Here is a 20,393-nt window from a genome sequence, read left to right on the forward strand (position 1 = left end):
CCAAACGACCTTGCCGGCGTGGTCCTACTCAGCGATGTACGACGAGGTACTCGCGGCTCCTAATCAGCGGTCAGGCCGTCGTGAGACACCGGGCGGCCAGGTTGGGGGAGCCATCAAGGGCGACCCTACGAAAGCCATACCCGGTGTCTCTGGGCCTCCAGACCCTACAAGTGGCCTTGATCAACCCGAGCAAGAAGGTAGGACCCTACGAACGGCTGGGGCGGACCCAGGAAGAAGGTAGAGCCGCATGACCGGTTCCAGCAGAAACGGGCGGGGCCGGCAGTATGGGCGGGGTCTGAACTGACAAGGGGCTCCGACGATGACATGGTCGGAGCCCTACCTGCGGGCTGCGGCCGGCCGGGCCGTCATTCTGCCGTCGGCCGTGCGCGGTCAAGGGATACGCCCTGCCGGCTTTCTGACTGGCGACGGATCAGGTGTCCGCCGTGCCGCGCGGCTTGACACCGCGGCGGTGTTCGGCGTTGATGCGCTGGGCTTCTTCGAGCTGGTCTTCGAGGATGATGATGCGGCAGGCGGCCTCGATGGGGGTGCCCTGGTCGACGAGTTCCCGGGCACGGGCCGCGATGCGTAGTGGTAGCGGGAGTAGCGGCGGTGTCCGCCCTCGGAGCGGAGCGGGGTGATGAGGTGGGCTTCGCCGATGGCGCGGAGGAAGCCCTGGGTGGTGCCGAGCATCTCGGCGGCCCGGCCATGGTGTAGGCGGGGTAGTCGTCGTCGAGACGGCTGTACGAGTCGTCTGCTGTCATTGCACCTCTGTGTGGAACGCGTGGAGGGGCACTGGTGCCGTACGGCACCAGGGCCCCGAAGGAACTGCTACTCCATCTGCCGGCCCTGATACTGCGCCGGCCTTCTGTGTCCGCAGAGCCGATCGAGATGCTGTCGGGGGTGCGGGGATCGCGGTTGCTTGACCGGAGACCACCTCACTATCGATGTCCTGCGGTACCCGGGCTCAAGACCTCTGCCCGGGCGATCCTGATGGCGCGGGTTCCTCCGTTCTTCCCTCGGTGCTAACTGCTTACCAAGCGGGGGACTGCGTACCGCTCTACTGCGTACTGCTGGTGATGCGAACTGCTCAGTGGCCCGCGATAGCGCCACTCTTCGGCAGCCAGCCCCGTCGCCCCTGTTGCGTCTGCTCTGGCTTAGAACCCACTGCCGAACCTCCCGGTGCGCGCGTCCGCAGCCGACGCCTTCACCGAGGTGCGACTTCACTGCTGGGTACTGCGAACTGCACTTGCGGGTACTGCTGCCCGGCAGTTCGTCTCTGCCAGGCCCTGCGGTCTCGCTGGGCTACAAGAGAAAACATAACCACATCACCGCCTAATGTCTACTCTGGCCGACATAGATTTTCGCGTATTCGACGGTGAGGTAATCGGCCTCGAACAGCGATGGAGGGCGGGAGCAAGCCGGGTTGACGGGCCGCAGGCCGGGGCAAGTCCCGGGCAGACAGCCGGGCATTGACGATCCAGAGACCAGGGTGACCCTGATGATGGCCACGATGAGCGTCAACGTCGCAACCCTCCGCTCCGCGACATCCGTCGCCGGCGCACGCGACAGCGCCCGGGACTTCCTTGAAGGTCTCGTACCGGCGATTGCAGCCCAGGCCGCGGACACCGTGGTCCTGGTCGTCTCGGAGTTCGTCACCAACGCCCTGCGCCACGGCGGCGGCACCTGCACCCTGGACCTGACCGCGCACCCCGACAGCATCGAGGTGGCCGTGCACGACCGCAGCCCGCGGGACCCGCGCATGCGCACCCCCGACCTGAACGGCGGCACCGGAGGCTTCGGCTGGCCCATGGTCAACCGCCTCGCCCGCGCCACCGCAGTGACCCGCCAGGCGGCCGGCGGCAAGACCGTAAGCGCCCTTCTCACTCGCTAGCGCCAAGGCGCCGGCGCCGCGACCGGCGTGACAAACGGTCTCCCCAAGATCAATCTCACGACAACCGCTGTACCGCTGGCCCCAAGGCCGTTGGCCGAGCAAGGCCGAACCCGCAGCTGATCTCGGCCCGTTCGGCACGGTGCCCACGTCCATTGGGCCTCCATCACCCTCATATCCCGCCGCCTGGCCCGGCCAGCACCGCCGCCGCCAGCACGGGCCGCCAGACAGGTTGAGGAGATCCTCACTGAGCACATAAGGCACACCGTCGACCTGCTGCTGGATCGCTCCCGGCTACTCGCCGAGAAGGTCGCCGCCGGCCAGGCCGCCGTCGTGGGCCTGTGCTACCGCCTGACCGACGGCAGTGCACAGCTCGTCACCTCTCGCGGCCTCGATGCGGCGGTACCCACCGTGTCCTGACCGCCTGGAAGCCGGCTGCTGCGGGCTGGCCGGCAACTTCGGCTTCGAACGCGGCCACCACGACGTGTCGATGACGATCGCCGAACAGGGCGTGCTGCCAGCAGTACGCGCCGCCGACCCCGGCGGGTGCTGGCCGACGGCTTCAGCTGCCGTACCAGATCGCCGATGGCGCCACCGGCCGGGGCGCGCTGCACCTGGCCGAGGCACCGGCGGGGCCCTGGCCGCGCTGGGTGCGCTGGCCGCTGGCGGGGATGAGTTCCTCGCGGTCGGCCGGGGATTCCGGCGTCTGTGGCGCGCTGGTAGAGCTGTGGCTTGGTCAGGGAGTCGAATGACGAGTCCTCGTCTGCTGCGCGACTATGTCGACGAGATCGACGGCGTGCGCGTGATCTTCTATGCCGCCGCTCTGAAGTCGATCACCGTGGTCGCGTTCATCGAGGCGTGACGGCGACGACCGCGGTCGTCACGATCCAATATAGGTAGGTATTTCTAGAGGTCATGTGCGGGTACAGATCTTCCTTTTGAGAGCGGAGCTCGCGTCAGCGGGCACCACGTTCCACTACCCGCTCGGAGTCGATCCGTGTCGTTCGTCTATACGCGGAGCGGCGAGGGGCCGTTCCGGAACCGATTAGGCACTCATTGAAGGTGAACCTGGAAGGCCGTGTTTTGGACGGGAAGGCTTCGGTAAACCGTGAAGCATGGTGCAATTCGGCTACACGATGATGACGGAGCAGGTGGGGCCGAGGGCCCTGGTGGACGACGTCGTCGCGGCAGAGCGGGCAGGGTTCGACTTTTCCGTGACCTCGGACCACTACTTCCCCTGGCTCACCTCGCAGGGCCACTAGCCCTACGCGTGGAGCGTGCTCGGCGCGGCAGCCCAGGCGACCTCCCACATTCCGCTCATGACGTTCGTGACCTGTCCGACCACTCGCTATCACCCGGCCGTAGTGGCCCAGAAGGCGGCCACGATGCAGCTGCTCTCCGGGGGCCGCTTCCGTCTCGGCCTCGGGTCGGGCGAGAACCTCAACGAGCACGTGGTGGGCAGGGGCTGGCCCTCGGCCCGGATCCGCCTCGACATGCTGGAAGAAGCCGTCGAGGTCATCCGAGGTCTCTTCGCTGGCGGGGAGCTGAACCACCAGGGCACCCATTTCGAGGTGGAGAACGCGAAACTGTGGGACTTCCCGCAGGAAGCCCCTCCCATCGGGATCGCGGTCTCCGGGGAACGTTCCTGTTCACTCGCGGGCCGACTCGCCGACCTGGTCATCGCCACCGAGCCGAAGGCCGAACTGCTTGATGCCTTTGACCGGCATGGAGGGGCGGGCAAACCGCGGATCGGCCAGCTCCCGGTCTGCTATGACACCGACCGGGACGCCGCTGTGGCGCGTGCCCACGACCAGTTCCGCTGGGCCCTCGGCGGTTGGCCCGTCAACGCCGAGCTGCCGGGACCCTCCGGTTTTGAAGGCGCGACGACGTACGTCACGCCTGAGGATGTGGCTGAGACGATCCCGTGCGGGGATGACGTCGGAGCGTTCGTCGACGCCGTCCGACTGTACGTGGAGGCGGGATTCACCGAGGTCGCACTCGTACAAGTGGGGGGTGACCGGCAACGGCCCTTCATCGACTGGGCGGAAAAGCAGCTGCTGCCTGCTTTGCGGGCTCTCTGATCAGGCCCGTATCGCCGCCGCTCGTCCGATCCGGGGGCGGCCATCACCCGTGAAGCCCACTTCTGAAAGGCAACGTCCATGCCACGCGCGGTTCTGTTCGACGTCGACGGCACCCTCACCGACACCAACCACTTCCACGTCATCGCCTGGTGGGAGGCGTTTCGCCAAGCGGGGTACCACGCGGCGATGCGGCAGATCCACCGGGCGATCGGACTCAGCGCGACCGACCTCATCGCCCACCTGCTGGGCGAAGACCGTGACAGGGACCAGGACGAGGCCCTGGCAGCCGCCCATGACACGCTGTACGGCACATGGTTCGACCGGCTCCCCGTTCTCGAAGGAGCCCAGGACCTGCTGCGTACGCTCGCAGGTCGGAGCTGGTGTGTCGTGCTGGCCACGTCGGCGGGGGGAGCGGAGCTCAAGGCTCTGCGCCGGGCCATCGACGCGGATGACGTCATCGACGGCGTGGCTTCGGCCGATGACGTCGAGGCCGGCAAGCCCGCACCCGACCCGGTACACCAAGCGCTTGAACTCGTCGGAGCTTCCGCTGCGGAGGCCGTCTTCGTCGGGGACACGGTGTGGGACATGAAGGCGGCCACCCGGGCGGGCGTACGGGCCGTGGCGCTGCTGTCCGGCGGCATCCCCCGTGCGGATCTCGAACAGGCCGGAGCAGCCGCCGTCTACCAGGACCCGGCGGACCTTCTGTCGCACCTGGACTCCAGTCTGCTCGCGGAATACGAGCGCCGCGCGTGATGCATCGCCTCGACGAAGACAGGCGGTGCGCGCTTTCGGCGGGGGACCGCAGGGGTGGGTACCTGCAGGCCCGGTCGGCGTTCCTCCGTGGTGATCGAATGCGGACAGCGGGCAACGACGTTGTTTCGCGCGTCCTGTCCTCAGGCCTGTCGACCCCGCTCGAACGGCGCATAGCCACCCCCGGTTCGGGTGATGTGGGCTGGTTACGACCTTGTGCGCGATTGGGGTCGGCCGTCCGTAGTGGAGGATGGCCCTATGCATGCTCTCTTCGATAGTCCCGGGCTCCGTCGCGTCTCGCTGGGCGAGTACCCCTTGTGGGACGAGGCTCTTGCGCTCCTTAACCGGGACTTGGCAGTGACTCTTCCTGAGAAGGGGCCCCTGCAACTGGTGGCCCAGCCTTCCTACGAGGCGGGCGAGCCGGAGTATGTCTACGTTGCGCTGGCCAATGGCGAGTGGCACGGCGGTCACCTGTACCCAAAGGTGGCCGAAGACCTTGCTCATGCCTTGGCGATCGTCGCCGACGCCGCGCAGGATACCGTCGCTGAGCGTCTGGGGCAGGCGTGGCCCCTGTGCGTCGAACACAACCTGGGCATGCATGCGCGCGAGGTGGAGGGGCAGCTCTCCTGGTGGTGCGCCGGAGAGCGGCCGCGTCTCGGGCCGGCCCACATCCGTGCGGCCGTGGGCGCGCTCGACACCTTCTGCGCCGCCCGCATCGCCGCAACCGCAAGCGATGGAGAGTAGATCGACGTCATGTTGCGCGGCAGTCGCAACGGGTGCGCTGTGACGTAAAGGGGGCCGTGCGGGTTGGGTGTTCATATGAAGCAATACTTTTGCCGCACGGCCTTGTCCCATCCCGTCTTCACCGGGCTTCAGCACCGTGGACTCGGCGCGCTGATCGGCGAGTTGGTTCATGCGTGGATGGCATCCGAGGAGGGTCGACTGCACAACCGCAGGGGTCGCGGCCGTCTGAGGGCAGTCGGAGCCGGCCCGAACCATCAGTTGGTGTTCACCGACCGGATCATCGCCACCCTGGTCGTCCTGCGGTTCCAGCTTCCTCATGCAGCTCTGGCTGTTCTCTACGGCGTGGACCGCTCAATGATCACCCGGGCCGTCCATGAGATCCGTCCACTGCTGGCTGCCCGGGGCTTCGCTGTTGCAGGACACCTAGACCTGCGGCTTCGCAGCTTGGAGGACGTCTTCGCCTACGCCGCGGCCGAAGGCGTGGAACTGCGGTTGGATGGCACCGAGGTCCGGGTGCGCCGCCCCGGGGCGAACCGGCCAGGACGGCGAGCGTTCGTCTCGGGGAAGATGCGGCAGAACGCTAAGAAGGTCACCGTCGTCACCGACGAGCAGGGCCTCACCCTCTGGGCCGGCGCGTTCCGGCCCGGCCGGATGCACGACCAGACGGCGGTGAAACCTGAGGGCATCTGCGACTTGTTCGAGCGATACCCCGCGGTCAAGGCTAAAGTCGATGCTGGCTACCGCGGCCTGGCCAGGCAGTTCCCCGACCAGGTCCAGGCCCCACCCCTGAAGCCGAAAAAGGACGCCCCGCCCGAAACTCTCGCAGCGTGGGATGCCGCCCGCCACCAGCAGTCATCAGAACGAATCTGCGTCGAGCACGCCAACGCCGAACACAAGCAGTGGCGGACACTCCAGCGGTACCTCGGACGCCGCGAGTACTTCGACGAGAGCTACTCGGCTGTGGCAGCCCTGGTCTCCGACCGCACCGCCGAGAGGTGATCACCCACCAGACAACCCGCCAGGCCAATACGCTCCGACCTCAATCGCGCACAACGTCGTTAGGGCGGAGTGTCGAGAACGGGCCCTGATCGAGGGGTTCCACGACCTGGTCAGCCGCCCCCCGTAACCGTTGGCTTCACAAGTACAGCGGTTGCGGCTGGCACCACTCGGAGTTCCACAACGGGCCCGCCCGCGTCCTGTACCGGTGGAGAGTCAACCGGCTGCTGATCGAGGCCGTCGGCATCGACTACGAAGTGGCCGTCGAGGGTGAAGACCTCGGGGACCTAGTCGCCGTCACCGACGACGCCCGCAGCGATCTGGTGCACCGCGCCCTCAACGACAGCCCACCCGACACCACCGCCGGCGTTCGCCATGCCATCGCCCTCTTCCGAGGCCGCGACGCGTCGCCCGAGAGCAAGCGGTCGGCTATCTTCAGTCTTGGCCGCATCCTCGAAGAGCGCCGCGCTGAGCCCTTGGGTCTACAGGGCGAAGATGCGGCGGGCGTTGCCGGACAGGAACAGCTCGCGTGCTTCCTCGTCGAGTTCCAGCCGGTCCAGGTGCTTCAGGGCCTGGGCGGGGGTGATCATCGGGTAGTTGGTGCCGAAGAGGACTTTGCGGCGGCCCCGGCCGCGCAGGTAGTCCACGAGTTCGGCCGGGTAGCGGCGGGCGGTGTAGGCGCTGGTGTCGATGTAGACGTTCTCGTGCTTGTCCGCGACCGCGATCATCTCCGTCGTCCACGGGTAGCCGATGTGCCCGCAGACGATGGTCAGCTCCGGGAAGTCCAGCGCTATCTGGTCGATGTAGGGGATCGGCCGTCCGGTCTCCGACGGTTTGAGCGGGCCGGTATGCCCGACCTGGGTGCAGAAGGGGATACCGAGCTCGACGCATGCCACGTACAGCGGGTAGTACAGCCGGTCGGTGGGCGGCAGCTCCCACAGCCACGGCACCACCCGCAGGGCCACGAACCCCAGCTCCTGAACCCCCCGCCGCAGCTCCCGCACCGCCTCCACGGGCCGGGACAGGTCGGCGCCCGCCACTCCGCGCAGCCGGCCGCCCGCCTCCGCGACGAACCCCGCCACCTCATCGTTGCTGATCAGCGCACCCTGCGGCCCGTACCAGGCAGCCGACAGACCGATCTCCACGTCCGCTGCCTTCAGCGCGGCCACCGTCAATTCCACCGGCAGCGCCTCCTCCAGGAGCCCGCTCCCGGTCCACCTCCGCAAGGACTCGAACATCTCGTGGTTGGAGTGACGCAACGTCGGATGCTGCATCCACGCATCGATGACCGGCATGGTTCTGGCCCCTTCTCCCGACCGCTGCGGTGAGCAGATCCCGCTGCAGCGGCTAAGCGATTGCTTAGCCGGAATCTAGCGGGAACCCGGCTGACGGGCTACCGATCAGTAGGGGATGTGCTGGTACCGGCTGGTTAGGCCCTGCAAGCCACGGCAGAGCCGACTGCAAGTAAGCGGCAAAGGCCGTCGTAGCCACCAGCATCCGGCCAGCGAAGCGCTGGCCCATGGCGAGGGCTGCTGCCACGGTTGCGGGAGCCGTGAGAAGCGCTGACCAGCGGCCGTAGTCGGCTGTTCCCCTCGGCGCGGCGGATGAAGCCGCCGGGCTGGAGACGGACGCCGCTACGACATCCTGGACACCCCGCCCGACGGTGCGTTCGACCGCATCGCGGCGATGACCGCCCGGCTGAGACTAAGCAGGTCCTCCAGGTTGTGGGCATGATCAGGGACAACCTGGAGCCGGTGCCGTCCTACGAGTCACGCGTGATCGACCATGACGGCAAGAAGATCCTCGCTATCGAAGTCTCCGGCGGGGGCCAGATGTACGCCTACCGCGACGGACAGCGCGCGGAGTTCTACGTCCGCGTCGGCCCGAACACGGTGCTCGCACGCCACCATGAGATCGCCGCCGGATTCCGACAGGCTCCGACCGTCACAACGTTCTGAGAGCCGCCGCACCGAGACGCACCGGTGCGGTCGACATGGCGCTCACCAGTCGTCGGGGGCGCTGCCCACCCACGCCATCGGCTGGCCCTCGCTGTTGGGGGTAGCGACGAAATTCGTCTACCTGCGGCTATGCGACCTCTGGGCTGTGGAGTTCCCGTGAGGAAGGCATGAGTTCCCAGGCCCGGCACTGGCTCGTTGCGCCTCGTATGATCGCGCTCCGGCCGCGCATGGGTGGTGGGCCGGGGAAGGGCGGGGCGATGTGGGACGGGATCGAGCTGTGGCTGCGTAAGGCCGCTGGGCTTCTGCTGATGGGTGTACTCATGACGGGACACGCGTTCGTTCGTGAACGGTGGTGGCTGCCATGGCGCCTGGTGGTCTTCCTCGCCGGTATCGGGGCAGTGGTGGGTTGCGGTGTCGAGACGTGGAAGCTGGTCCAGTCGGGAATCGGCCAAGGCGGCGTTGGATCGCCTGGAGGCGGCCGAGCGAGGGGAAGGCGCGTAGAATGACGGGCCCGCCATTTCGTCACCTTCAGAGCCGTATTTCGTCAGTTGCCCTCCTTGCTGCCGGGAGGCGTGACGTCATAGATGGGGGCCTCGGCGTTGCGTTTGACCGAGTCGATGCCGCCCAGGCAAGCGCGGTGTGTTTCGTAGTGCTCGCCGGTGGCGATGACCTGCCCGTTGGTGGCGATCAGTGCGAAGTGGTAGCCCTTGCCGGGGTGGTGCCGGACCTCAAAGCGTGGCGCCATGGATGCCTTCTACTTCTGTCGTGTACGGGTCGTTTCCCGGCTACCCGACATCTGCCGACTCACCCCGGTCGCACACGACCCCTCGACGCGCTACAGCAGGATGCGGAGCAGCAGGCTTGGTGCGTGGTGGATGAGCCAGGCGCTGGCGATGCCGATGGCGGCGCCGACGGCGACGTCGCTGGGGTAGTGCGCTCCGGTGTGGACGCGCTCGAGGGTCACCCTCGCGGTGGGGATGGCGGCCGCGGCTGCCCACCGGGGCGGGGCGGCGGCCACTGCGGCGCTGAAGACCACGGCGGCGGCGGTGTGTCCGGAGGGGAAGGACGAGGAGTCCGGCCGGTCCTCGACGTCGTCGTGCGGGATCATCTGCTCGGGCGGCCTGCTCCGCTCATCGGCCAGCAGGACAACTGGAGTCCGAACCGGACGTTCTGCAACGGCTGCCTTCGACAGTTCGAATGGACAGGCAAGCACGTCGCGAGGTCACTAGTCCTCGATCAATTGGGCAGAGTTTGGAGGCCGGTATCCTCGGGGCCACTTGGTGCTTGAGGAATACAAGGTTTCGTGCAGATCGGCGCCCTCAAGCTCGGCATCCCGCAGATCTGCACCGGCGAGGTTGGCACGCCGCAGCCCGGCGACGCTGAGGTCAGCATGCCTCAGGTCGGCGTGGCGGAGGGTGGCTTCGTAAAGGTCGGCTCCCGTCAGGACGGCGTGCTGCAGGTCGGCATTGGTGAAGTCGGCAACGCGCACAGTCGCCGCGGTCAGATCGACTCTTTGTAGGTCCAAGCCGGTGAAGTCGGCTTCCCGGTAGTTCTTCTCCCTCAGGACCATCCCGTTGAGGTGTGTACCGCTCAACTCGCATGCGGGGAACCGTCCATCTGCCATTTTCCAGTGGTCACCGAGGAGACGCATGGCCGTTTCCGCATCCTCAGCGGCCTGTTGTCCGCCCTCTCGCGCGTGGCCGCGTACGTAACCGCACCAGAGCTGCAGGACGGTGGCGTGGTCCCGAGGTGAGTCCTCGATGATCCTCTCCAGAGTGAACAGGCCACCGAGCCGGGCGTCGAGTGAACGGGAGTCCAGCTGGCCGACTGCGGTGCTGAATCGTGAGGAGACGGAGTCGTGTTCCGTGACCCGCAGGTTGTCGTTGGCCTGCCGGACGGTGATGCTCGAGAACACGAGGGCGCCTACGGCGGCGACAGCGGGGAGCAGGACAGCTGTGTGCTGAAGCGTCGTACTCCATCTGCCAGGCCAGTTCGTGGTTCCGCTAGCAGGCAGACCTCCTGGAGAGTGGGGCGTGCCGGATGGCGGGTCGGGGCAAGGCGCGGGGAGGTCGGGGTCGTCGAGCAGTGACAGCCAGCCTCGCTCGTGTGCCCGGTCATGGACGGTTCCCAGAAGTCTGACCAGCTCCGGCAGGCCGGCGGACGGCTGCCTCCAGACGGCGCGTCCCGCGTCGTGGAGGGCCCGGCCGACCACCTGGGCATGGGCAACGAGTTCGCCCTCACGTTCCCGGTGGGTGGCGTGGCCGTGCCGGGCGTACGTGACCAGGGCCCGGCGCAACGCTAGCAGGGCGTCTTCGATGCGGGTCAGCGAACCTTCGGCGTCTCGGCATGCCGCCAGGGCTTGCGCGCTCTCCAACAGCGGCGGCCGGTACGGGGCCATCAGCCGTGCCCGGTTCTGCCACGCCATCAGCAGCGCAGCGATTACGACACCGGCAGCAGCGCCCAGGGCGGCGGGGGCGATCGCAGTGTCTGTGTCGGGAATGCGGATATCGAAGCCGTTGCGGGTGACCGTCTGCGAAGTGTCTTCCGGCCACGCCACCCAGAGGATCCCTGCAGCAACCGAGAGCAGGAATAGCGCGATACACGCCAGCCACCCCTTGCAGGCGGTCAAAGCCACACGCCGTGTCCGTTCGCTCTCAACAAGCGCCGCGCGCTGCGCGGCCAGCACCATGCGGTCGGGTACCGATGCCGCCGCGTACCGCCGCCGGGAGGCGAGCGCCGCGCGGTGGACACGGACCGTGGCACGCGGACGGCTCCGTACGACACGTCCACCCAGCGAAAGAGCCAGGGCGGGAACTCTGACGACCAGCCGGACCACAGCGACCCGTACGGCAACGACGGCCAGGAGCACAGCGAGCATCGCCACACTCCAGTCAAGGACACCGTAATCGGACCACAATGAATCCCGCGAATCCCACATGGCGCCCCTCCCCGTTTCCCGCCATCCCCCTTCGCTGAGGGGAGCTTGCCCACCCGTGGAGCAGTTGCCCCCAATTTTGTTGGGAAGGGCGTTCCAATACCCGACTCCGCCGTTAGGCCGCTCCGAGGCCGACATGCTCGACCGGGTACTGGTCGCCAACCCCCGCCTCTAGGTCTACGAAGACCCGAACGCCCTCGCGGGTGCTGCAGGACCGTTACCAGGTCGCCAACATGTGCGCATGGTCCGCGGTGCGGATCCTGCGGAACGGGGGACTCGTCTGCACGATGCACGGGCGGGGGTCGTTCGTCGCGGCTCCCCTCCAGGTCCAGCCCGTTGCCGACGGCGCCCGCCTGAACGACTCTGATCGGGCACCGCGCAGGAGCGGGCTGCCGAGGAGACGTGGGTGGACAGCGGGTTCCGGCACTGGGAGCGGCCGGAGGTCGCCGGCCGGGGCGAAGGCGGAGCGGCGGATTGAATTTTCCCCGTGTCCAGGATCACGGGGAAACTTCAGAACCGCCAAGCCCCGAAATCGCCAACAGCGGGTTCCACGATTGTCTGGAAGTGATGCTCGCGGATGGGCGCGCCGGGGCCGGCCAGGCGGTCGATCTCCGATTCGCTCAGCTCCGGACCAGGATGATGAAACAGCTCACGATCAGGATCAGGAACCCGCCGCCTACCAGGAGAGCCAGCATCGTACGGAAGCCTTCGGTGAGCCGTTCAGCGGTTGTAGGTGGCGGAATTCGAACGGTCCCCACCTCGACCTTCTGCGCCAGCGCGTAAATGGTGTCGGTGGGGTAGCGTTCCTCGCCGCTGAGCAGCTCGCGTTCCGGGCGGATACCGAATCGCTTCAGCAGGTGATCGAACTGAACCGTGGACATCGGGGGGAACAACCTACGGGCGTCGTGGTAGCCGACCGTGCGCCTAGCAGGCCTGTTGATCATGCTATGCCCCCATCCCGGATTTTACCGCGCACCGCAACTCTCGGCGCTGGCAGCCCCGTTGCCAAGGCCCCGGTCGACGGTGTACGAGCACCTCGACAAGACCAAGGCCTCCCCCGCCAGCCCAAGAAGACCACGGCCACGAAGCCCTGACCGAGATTCGATCAGGAACCCTGCTCGAAGCACCAGTGCGAAATCGCCCCTGTGACGGAGCAGTGATCTTCAGGGAGCTTGGCTGCTCTGTTCTGGTGTCCTGTCTTTTGGTTGGAGTTCGGGCTGGTGGAGTGGTCGTGTTCGGGTGTGCTTGGCGTGGCCAGTGGCGTGTTCGGTTTGGTTGTTCGGGTGGTGACCTGCAGCCCCTGTAGTTGTGTGGGAATGATCTTGGGTTTCTGGTGGGTGCAGTGGTGCGCCTATAGGTGGGTGCGCTCTCTACTGGCTTCGAGGGCCGATTTGTACTGGTCAGCGGCGCGCGTGGGTGAGGTAGGCGCGGAGTGGGTCGTTGACGGCGGGGGTGAAGCGGGGCAGGCCGAAAAGCCAACGGCTTGATGACGAGCTTCGGGAGGGCTGGCTCTCACGCCCATTCGACGCCCAGTTCCCGGAGCGCGGCCCGCTGTTCCTGGGTGAGCTTGTCTCGTCGCTGTTTCTGGTTGGCGTACCAGACGCCCAGCTTGTGTGCGTGCTCTTGGCCGTCGATGACGACAGTCTCGCTGTGCCCCCTCGGCACCAGCCGATGGCCTTCCCGTTCGATCCACTGGGTGAGGGCTGCTACGCCCCGCTGGAACGCCTGCTGCGCCTTGCTCGGCTTTGCCGCGGTCTTGGCGGCTGGGGCGGGGGAGGGGGCCTCAAGTGGCTGTACGCCCAGCGTGGTCAGCCGCTGCTGCTGTTCGGTGGACAGCTGCGCCCAGGTTGCCTCTCTCATCCGTGCGAGCCGTTTGCCCAGGTCGTCGCCTTCGAAGAGCACGTCTGGCTGGATGTCGGGCAGGGTGCCGCCGGCCTCGGTGTCGGCGAGGTCGCGCAGGACGGCGTAGTGGCGTTGCCAGTCGAGTGGCCAGGGGCAGTTCCAGTCGGGGTCGATCTCCGTGAGCTGGGCGGCGCGGGCCGCAGCTCGTTCGGGGCTTTTGCCGAGGCCGCCTTTGCGGCGAAGGTTGGCCATGTGCTGTCCGACGGGCACGAGCTCATTCTCGGCGTCGCCCCACACAGCGTCCTGGCGTGGGGCGAGGTGGTGGTGGCGCGGTGGTAGGAGCGCAAGGCGGCGAGTTTGTTCTCCCAGGCTTCGTCGCCTGGTTCCCAGACCATTCCGGCTTCCGGTGCGTCGAGGAGTTCTTGCGGTGGTCGTCGAGTTCGCCGGCGCGCAGGGCCTTTCTCTGTTGGTGTGTCCATCTGCCCAGGGGAACGTCTCGGTGACGCCCACCTGGGTCTCCACGTTGTAGGGCACGGCGTGGAGACCGGTGATCCCGTTGTCGGTCCGCCAGCGGATGAGTGCTTGGTAGCCCTCGAGCCAGACGAGGCTCTCGGGCCGGTAGACGCGGGTGCGTAGGAAGGCGGCGATGGTCGCCAGGTCGCGGGGGGTGGAGAAGTGCAGCAGCGCGGATTCGACCGCGCCGTGAGCGCCGTCTTGTTTCTGGTTTTTGCCGACGCTTTCGCCGCCGGCGGGGATGATCTGCCCGTCTTCGTCGCGGATGAGGTGGTGCCGTTTGGTCTGTGGTTGCCTGGTCAGGGCTCGTGAGGCGAGCTGCTCGACGAGGCGTTCCGAGTGCGAGCGCAGGCCTTGGAGTACGGCTACAAGGGGCGCAAACGAGGCGGAGGCGACCATGTTGCCGGGGTCTTCGCCGGGTTCCAGGAAGACGGGCACGATGATCCGGGCGACCTTGGTCGTGCCGTCGGGGTTCGGTCGGAGGGCGCGGCCGATGTTCTGGACGATCTCGACCTGGGAGCCGCGGGTGTTGGCGAAGCAGATCGCCTCGACACCCCTGGTGCCCACGATGTCCACGCCTTCACCGAGAACTCGAACGCTTGCCAGGAATGCCCGGTGGACCCGTTTGCCGTCGGCGTCGATGCCGTTGGCGAACTGCCGGATAGTCTCGCGGCGTTCGGTCACGAGGTGGTCGCCGCACAGCCACGCCGACCACACGCGGTCCGGCGGGACGTGGCGGCTTGCCTCCAGGTCGTACAGCTCGGCGTCGATCGACGACTTCGGCAGGCGCTCCGCGTCGGCCAGAGCCTGGTCGGATGCGTCGGTGACGTACAACTCCGCGGCATTCTCCGGGAGTTTCGCCGCGAAGGCCTCCGCCTCCTCCACCCGCTGGTGGAACGTCATGATGGTCTTGAGGTTCCACTTTGCGGAGTGCTCCAGGAGCGCGGTCTGCAGCAGCGCCAGACGTCGGCCGCGCTGTGCCTCCTCCGTTCCCCCGAGGATGGGGGAGGGGTCGCGGATCTCCAGGACGTCGATCTCGAAGCCTGCGAGGATGCTCCGCTCGATCGCCTCCGACAGACCGAGCTCGAACAGCCAGGGTCCGTAGGTCTGCGAGTCCGTGCCCATCGACGCGATCTCCAGCTCCTGGCCGTCCGCGCCCTTCTGGGGGCGGGGCGAGGCGAGGAGGCGTGGGGTGGCGGTGAGGTAGAGCCGGAAGTGGACCGGGATCCGGGTGTTGTCGTGGATCGACGACCACGGCCGACCAAGATCACCAGCGGTTCCGTGGGCCTCGTCAACGACCGCGAAGTCGAACGGGGCCATCGACTGTCCGTACAGCCGCTCTCCGCCCGCCAGAGGGGTCTGTACGCTCACCGGAGTAATTGATGATCATGGAAGAGGCATCAAGTGACTGACACCGTGACCGAGTTCGTGGACGCCGATGACCAAGCGGATCCCTCGCCGGAGGCCGCGACGGTCGAGCAGAAACTGATCGACCAGCTCATCGAGCAGGCCCGCAGCAAGGGGCTGCAGCTGAACCGGCGAGGGCGGGCTGCTGTAGCAGCTGACCAAGACGGTTCTGGAGTCCGCCCTGGAGGGCGAGATCACCGACCATCTCGGCTATGGCAAGCACGACCCGGCGGGCAAGGACGGCGGCAACTCCCGTAACGGCACCCGGTCCAAGACGGTGCTGACGGACATCGGGCCGGTCGAGATCGACGTGCCCCGCGACCGGGAGGGCTCCCTCGAGCCGGCCATCGTCAAGAAGCGGCAGCGCCGGCTGACCGGCGTGGACGAGATAGTGCTCTCGCTGTCCGCGAAGGGCCTCACGCACGGGGAGATCTCCGCGCACCTGGCCGAGGTCTACGGCGCGGACGTGTCCAAGACGACCATCAGCACGATCACCGACAAGGTGATGGATGGCATGGCCGAATGGCAGAACCGGCCGCTCGACCGTGTCTACCCGGTCGTCTTCATTGACGCTATCAACGTCAAAATTCGCGAGGGCCAAGTGGCGAACAGGCCGGTCTACGTGGCCCTGGCGGTCACCGCCGAGGGACACCGCGACATCCTCGGCCTGTGGGCCGGCGACGGCGACGAAGGCGCGAAACACTGGCTTCGAGTGCTCTCCGAGCTCAAGAATAGGGGCGTCGAAGACGTCCTCATGCTGGTCTGCGACGGGTTGAGGGGGCTGCCCGACGCGGTCGGCGAGGTCTGGCCCCGAACTGTGGTGCAAACGTGCGTGGTTCACCTGCTGCGGGCGTCATTTCGATACGCGGTCCGGCAGGACTGGGACAAGATCGCCAAGGCGCTCAAGCCCATCTACACCGCGCCGAGCGAGGACGCGGCCGCGACACGGTTCCTGGAATTCGCCGAGACCTGGGGCAAGAAGTACCCGGCGATCGTCCGCGTCTGGGAGTCTAGCTGGCCCGAGTTCACGCCTTTCCTCCAGTTTGATGCGGAAATACGCCGCATCGTATACACAACGAACAGCATCGAAAGCGTCAACGCCCGTATCTGCAAGGACGTCCGCTCCCGCGGGCACTTCCCCACGGAACAGGCCGCCCTCAAGTGCGTCTACATGGCCGTCATGAGCCTCGACCCGACCGGTGCCGGCCGCAAACGCTGGACCATGCGCTGGAAGGGCGCCATGAACGCCTTCGACCTGGCCTTCGACGGCCGCCTCACCGCAGGCCAACTCTAGCCACACCAACCCCAGTTACACCGCTCGCTTTACAGACCCCTCATAGGCACCGGCCTGACCATAGGCAGCTGACTACGATCAGGCCGACATCACGCATTCAAGTTCAGTAGTGTGACTGGCATGTCTGACGGGATCGCCTGGATAGGCGCACACAGCAGCACGGACACATCTGCCGCTTTGCCCGGGATGCTCGGCCTTATATCGCTGACCGCGGCCCGGGGCGTGGACCCCGACGAGTTCCTCATCGCGTTGGGTGCCGACCTCGACGAGCTTGCCGCACGCACCCCGTACAAGGAACTCGCCGTGCCGGTGGGACCGCCGGGCAAGCCATCGCCTCGCGTCAACCCCGTCATGTACGGGATGCGCGAGGACTGGGTGTACGTGCTGGAGGACTGGGGGATGGCGACGTGGTCGACCGGCTACCGGGCAGTCAAGTCGATGCGGCCCTGCCCGGACGAAGAGATCATCTGTCTGACGCTGGACCGGTGGAGCCCACCCTCGACGATCATCCATGCGCCGGGTGACGGCCACGCCTGGCGAGCCGACTTCGGAGAAGACACCGGTCAGTCATCGGACCTGGATGCGGCACTGCACGCAGCAGGAGCGGTGTACCCGTCCTTGCCGGACACAGATGAAACCGAAGTAGTGGCGTACTACGAGGAGCACGGGGCGCGCCTGCCCGAGGCAGTGTTCACCGCCATCGGAAACTACAGCGGCCTGTCCATCGACCAGGCTGCCGTTCAGGCCGGAGAACTGCCATCGGTCCTGATTCCCATGGTGTGACCAGAAACCAGGACCGTCCCCCACCCGCTGCAGGTGGGGGACGGTCCTGTTCGGCGGGGCAACTGCTATTGGGCGGTCAGCTTGCAGACGACCGGCGTGGCGCTGCCGTACAGGCAAGTGCTACCCGCGGTCATACGGGTGTCCAGCCAGTACGCGTCTTTGTCCATGATCCGCATGGCGCGCATGAACGTCCCGAAGTTTCCGCCCATTGATTCCTTGTTGTGCATGCCGGACATCGACGACCGGCCGCACACCTCCTTGAACGTCGGGTCGGTGCCGTTGATGCTGAACAGGTGCACCGCCGTACCCAGCTTTTTCGCGTAGGTACCGATACACGCGTTACCGGTAGGGGTCGTGCTGCCGGGCAGCACCGCGGGGTTCAGGCCGCCCTCGGCCGCGGACATGCCACCGCTGTTGTACGACGAGGCAAACGCGAACTCGTCACAGTTCAACTCGTCGGACACGTCGACCAGGGCACTGGCGTCACCGTTGTCCTTGGCCCATCCGGTGGGGCAGATACGGGCGCGACTGCGGGTGTTCTGCGACTCGTCGCCCATGTAGTACAGGGGCTTGCGCGCGGAGAGAGAACCCGCGTGGGTGGGCGTGTACGTCTGGATCATCCACGCGTGCGCAGCAGCCTGCGGGTATGCCTTAGCGTTGAAGGCGTACGTCGGTGCAGAGTTGACGAACACGCACCCCGTGCCGGGCCCCGCAGAGGTGGTGTCGCATCGGATCTGGTCCAGCTCCGATGTGCCGCCGGAGTAGTCCAAGGACCACTGGTAGCCGGTCATGAACGGGCGAATTTTCCCGTCGGCCGGCAGGATCGCCCCATCGATCTTCACGTCCGGCTTGTACAGGTACTTCTGTCCGGCGACGGTGGCGTCCCACAGGTACGACGTCGTGATCGAAGCCGAGTGCATCTCGCCGGGCACCCACCAGTTCTTGCCCTTCCACGCACTGGCGTCGGGCTGCACTGGCTTGCACGATCCCTGGCACAGGTGGTCGCCAAGGTTCATGTCGATCTCGGCGAAGTCCAAGGGGATCTGCTGCGCGGGCTCGATGGTCAGGTGTTCGGTGAAGCTGTTCTGTCCGTCGAGTTCGATCAGGCGCAGGAACATGAAGTAGGCGATGGCATCCGGTACCCCGTCGGTGCGGATGATGACGGGAACGGACCGCACGTCACACTCGGTCTGGCGGGTAGCCAGGATGCTGGGGAACTCCGTGTTGCACCAGGGGACATCTGCCACCGCGGCAGTCATCTTCGCGGCGACCCTCTTGGGTGACTCCCCCCGGGTCAACTGCGTACCGAAGCACACCTGCCGCCCGTCACCATCAGTGGCGCTGCACTGCTCGGTAGCCTTCGGTGTCTTCGCGGCCAGGGCGGCGGACGCGCCGAGAGGCTTGGTCTGCAAAGTGCTGGGCGTCACGTCGAACGGGCTGGGCTGCGGCGCGGTGTAGTCCGGTGTCGGCAGCGTCAGGTCAACGGGCAGCTCCACACGGAACCGTGCCCACGGCGACCACGTCGTCTCATACAGCGAGCCGTCGAACGCCGAGGTGTGGAACACGTAGTTCGTGTTCAGCGACAGCCTGCCCGCCGGGACGTCGACCGTGACGGGCGACCCGGATGCCATATAGGGGGAGACGATGACACCGAACTCGCTGTCGTTCAGCTTGACCTTTGTCTTCGGCGTGCCTGTCGCGTCCGCCGTCCATACCTCGAACGTCAGCGTTGACCTGTCGCCGTCGGCGTCGGTCACCGTGTTCTTCAGCTGCACCTTCTGAGAGATGACCTGCTGGAACCCGGCAGCGTCTTTCCTCTTCGAGGGCGCGGCCGTTGGGTTCTTGCCCGACACCGGGCGGGATCCGGCGGCAGCGATCGACTTCACTTCGGGTCCCGCAGCGGGACGGGTCGACGGAGCGGCGTTCGGATCAGGGTGCGCATCGAACCCGCCGGTATGGGCCGCACTCGCCGCTCCGGCACTCATGAGCAGCAGCATGGAGACACCGACGGCTAAACGGGAAACCATGCGCCTTCTTCTGGACGTACCAGACAAGACATGTCCCTTCTGGCCCTGCCCGCGTTCGTCCTGAGGCAAGGCTGGACGGTTGGATTTGTCGCGCCTTGCCCTTCCTAAGTGCCGCAGTGGTCAAGCAACAAGGCTGCCAACCTGGGGCGTTCGTCTTTAACCGGAGCTAGCAGACGTGATCCCGAACACGGTTGCCCCGACAGACGTAAAGACTCCGGAAAGGTCGACCGGCTGCATGCAGGGACAACCGGCGGGCACGACTGCGGCCCCCGTCGAAGACGGACCAGGAGCGACTTGTGCTTCCGGCGATGCTCGGAAGGTCTGCACCGATCGAAACCGATCGGCCAGACCGCGGCGCTTCAGCACGCGGATGACCTACACCACCCCAGGCCCGCTCTACGGGCGGCGGGCCAGCAAGTGTGTGTCGAGGAAGCCCCGCTCAGAGGCCGGGTCGTGGAGCAACCGAGCCACCGTGACGAGCCCGGCCCCGGCCAGCAACTCGGCAAACTGCTCCGCCGGCCAGCTATAGGCGGGCGCCACCTTGTGATCGAAGCGGACCGGCTCCGGCCCCTCGGTCCCGAAGAAGGACACCAGGAGCAAGCCCCCTGGTGCCAGGACACGCACCTGCTCAGCGAGCAGCGCGGGCAATTCCCCAGGTGGGGTATGGATCATCGAGTAGTGGGCCAGCACTCCACCGAGCGCGCCGTCTTCGACCGGGAGAGCCTCCATTCGCGCTTCGTCGAACCGCAGCGCCGGATGGGCCCGCCGGGCGTGGTCGACCATGGCCGGGGAGAGGTCGAGCCCGAAGGCGTCCAGCCCCAAGTCGTGCAGCATGGCCGTCAGATGTCCGGGCCCACACCCGACGTCGGCTGCTCGAAGATTCCCCGTCTCACGCACGAGCTCGGCGAAGGTGCCGATCATGTTCCGCGCGAACGGCTGCGTCTCCAACCGAATAGCGAACATCGACGCATACAGCTCGACGACCCCGTCGTAGGCCGCCTTGGTCTCGTCCTGGTGTTCCAACACGGGAAGGAAACTAACACCCGCGCCGTTCGCAGCCGTTCTCCGGCCTCATGCCGACCCTTCTCCTCGAGACTGATCGTCCCGTCACCCGATCACGGGACGCCCTCGGTAGTTCGGAGAAGGCAGGAGCCGAGAGTCTTGAGTGGTATTGG

General features: G+C 66.7%; 13 protein-coding genes and 7 pseudogenes. 11 read left to right on the forward strand and 9 right to left on the reverse strand.

The window, feature by feature from the left end:
* Positions 1-430 precede the first annotated feature (430 nt).
* Positions 431-761 (reverse strand): annotated as a pseudogene (locus ACWDZ6_RS21660) (MerR family transcriptional regulator).
* 740 nt (positions 762-1,501) lie between these two features.
* On the opposite strand from ACWDZ6_RS21660, the gene ACWDZ6_RS21665 reads away from it, so the two are divergent.
* The 8 genes and pseudogenes from ACWDZ6_RS21665 to ACWDZ6_RS21700 all read left to right on the forward strand — a co-directional run.
* The gene (locus ACWDZ6_RS21665) at positions 1,502-1,891 is read left to right on the forward strand and encodes an ATP-binding protein (protein WP_451504169.1); all 390 of its coding nucleotides are present in this window, start codon (positions 1,502-1,504) and stop codon (positions 1,889-1,891) included.
* Positions 1,892-2,101: 210 nt separating this feature from the next.
* Positions 2,102-2,308 (forward strand): annotated as a pseudogene (locus ACWDZ6_RS21670) (carbonic anhydrase); the annotation flags it as partial.
* Positions 2,309-2,312: 4 nt separating this feature from the next.
* Positions 2,313-2,640 (forward strand): annotated as a pseudogene (locus tag ACWDZ6_RS21675) (FAD-binding oxidoreductase); the annotation flags it as partial.
* Positions 2,641-3,003: 363 nt separating this feature from the next.
* Positions 3,004-3,969 (forward strand): annotated as a pseudogene (locus ACWDZ6_RS21680) (LLM class F420-dependent oxidoreductase).
* A 78-nt stretch (positions 3,970-4,047) separates the two neighbouring features.
* A complete protein-coding gene (locus ACWDZ6_RS21685; protein WP_451504145.1) occupies positions 4,048-4,722 on the forward strand; it encodes an HAD family hydrolase in 675 nt (224 codons plus the stop codon).
* A gap of 255 nt (positions 4,723-4,977) precedes the next feature.
* Positions 4,978-5,463 (forward strand): hypothetical protein, encoded by a 486-nt coding sequence (locus ACWDZ6_RS21690; protein ID WP_327323311.1) that lies wholly within the window; start codon positions 4,978-4,980, stop codon positions 5,461-5,463.
* Between the two features lie 75 nt (positions 5,464-5,538).
* Positions 5,539-6,462: a transposase family protein gene (locus tag ACWDZ6_RS21695; RefSeq protein WP_451504146.1), complete on the forward strand. Its 924-nt coding sequence runs from the start codon at positions 5,539-5,541 to the stop codon at positions 6,460-6,462.
* 85 nt (positions 6,463-6,547) lie between these two features.
* A pseudogene (locus ACWDZ6_RS21700) lies at positions 6,548-6,929 on the forward strand (hypothetical protein); the annotation flags it as partial.
* 12 nt (positions 6,930-6,941) lie between these two features.
* On the opposite strand, the gene ACWDZ6_RS21705 reads toward ACWDZ6_RS21700, so the two are convergent.
* Positions 6,942-7,754, reverse strand: coding sequence for an amidohydrolase family protein (locus ACWDZ6_RS21705; RefSeq protein ID WP_451504147.1), 813 nt, complete (start codon positions 7,752-7,754; stop codon positions 6,942-6,944).
* 435 nt (positions 7,755-8,189) lie between these two features.
* Between ACWDZ6_RS21705 and ACWDZ6_RS21710 the strand changes: the two genes are divergently transcribed.
* The gene (locus ACWDZ6_RS21710) at positions 8,190-8,417 is read left to right on the forward strand and encodes an AlbA family DNA-binding domain-containing protein (protein ID WP_451504148.1); all 228 of its coding nucleotides are present in this window, start codon (positions 8,190-8,192) and stop codon (positions 8,415-8,417) included.
* Positions 8,418-8,961: 544 nt separating this feature from the next.
* On the opposite strand, the gene ACWDZ6_RS21715 is transcribed toward ACWDZ6_RS21710, so the two are convergent.
* The 5 genes and pseudogenes from ACWDZ6_RS21715 to ACWDZ6_RS21735 form a co-directional block, all read right to left on the reverse strand.
* Positions 8,962-9,162: a YegP family protein gene (locus tag ACWDZ6_RS21715; protein WP_451504149.1), complete on the reverse strand. Its 201-nt coding sequence runs from the start codon at positions 9,160-9,162 to the stop codon at positions 8,962-8,964.
* A 90-nt stretch (positions 9,163-9,252) separates the two neighbouring features.
* A complete protein-coding gene (locus ACWDZ6_RS21720) occupies positions 9,253-9,525 on the reverse strand; it encodes a phosphatase PAP2 family protein (RefSeq protein ID WP_451504150.1) in 273 nt (90 codons plus the stop codon).
* A 117-nt stretch (positions 9,526-9,642) separates the two neighbouring features.
* Positions 9,643-11,106 (reverse strand): pentapeptide repeat-containing protein, encoded by a 1,464-nt coding sequence (locus tag ACWDZ6_RS21725; RefSeq protein WP_451504151.1) that lies wholly within the window; start codon positions 11,104-11,106, stop codon positions 9,643-9,645.
* 866 nt (positions 11,107-11,972) lie between these two features.
* Entirely contained in the window at positions 11,973-12,233 is a 261-nt protein-coding gene (locus ACWDZ6_RS21730; RefSeq protein ID WP_451504152.1) for a hypothetical protein, read from the reverse strand.
* Between the two features lie 631 nt (positions 12,234-12,864).
* A pseudogene (locus ACWDZ6_RS21735) lies at positions 12,865-15,072 on the reverse strand (Helicase associated domain protein); the annotation flags it as partial.
* Positions 15,073-15,192: 120 nt separating this feature from the next.
* On the opposite strand from ACWDZ6_RS21735, the pseudogene ACWDZ6_RS21740 reads away from it, so the two are divergent.
* Together ACWDZ6_RS21740 and ACWDZ6_RS21745 are read left to right on the forward strand one after the other, a co-directional pair.
* Positions 15,193-16,408: pseudogene (locus tag ACWDZ6_RS21740) on the forward strand (IS256 family transposase).
* Between the two features lie 120 nt (positions 16,409-16,528).
* Positions 16,529-17,191, forward strand: coding sequence for a hypothetical protein (locus ACWDZ6_RS21745; protein WP_451504153.1), 663 nt, complete (start codon positions 16,529-16,531; stop codon positions 17,189-17,191).
* A 65-nt stretch (positions 17,192-17,256) separates the two neighbouring features.
* Here ACWDZ6_RS21745 and ACWDZ6_RS21750 read toward each other — a convergent pair whose 3' ends face one another.
* Positions 17,257-19,287, reverse strand: a complete 2,031-nt coding sequence (locus ACWDZ6_RS21750) for a hypothetical protein (protein ID WP_451504154.1) — start codon at positions 19,285-19,287, stop codon at positions 17,257-17,259.
* Between the two features lie 327 nt (positions 19,288-19,614).
* Positions 19,615-20,244: a class I SAM-dependent methyltransferase gene (locus ACWDZ6_RS21755; RefSeq protein WP_451504155.1), complete on the reverse strand. Its 630-nt coding sequence runs from the start codon at positions 20,242-20,244 to the stop codon at positions 19,615-19,617.
* Between the last annotated feature and the right edge of the window lie 149 nt (positions 20,245-20,393).

The organism is Streptomyces sp. NPDC002926, from assembly GCF_053591755.1.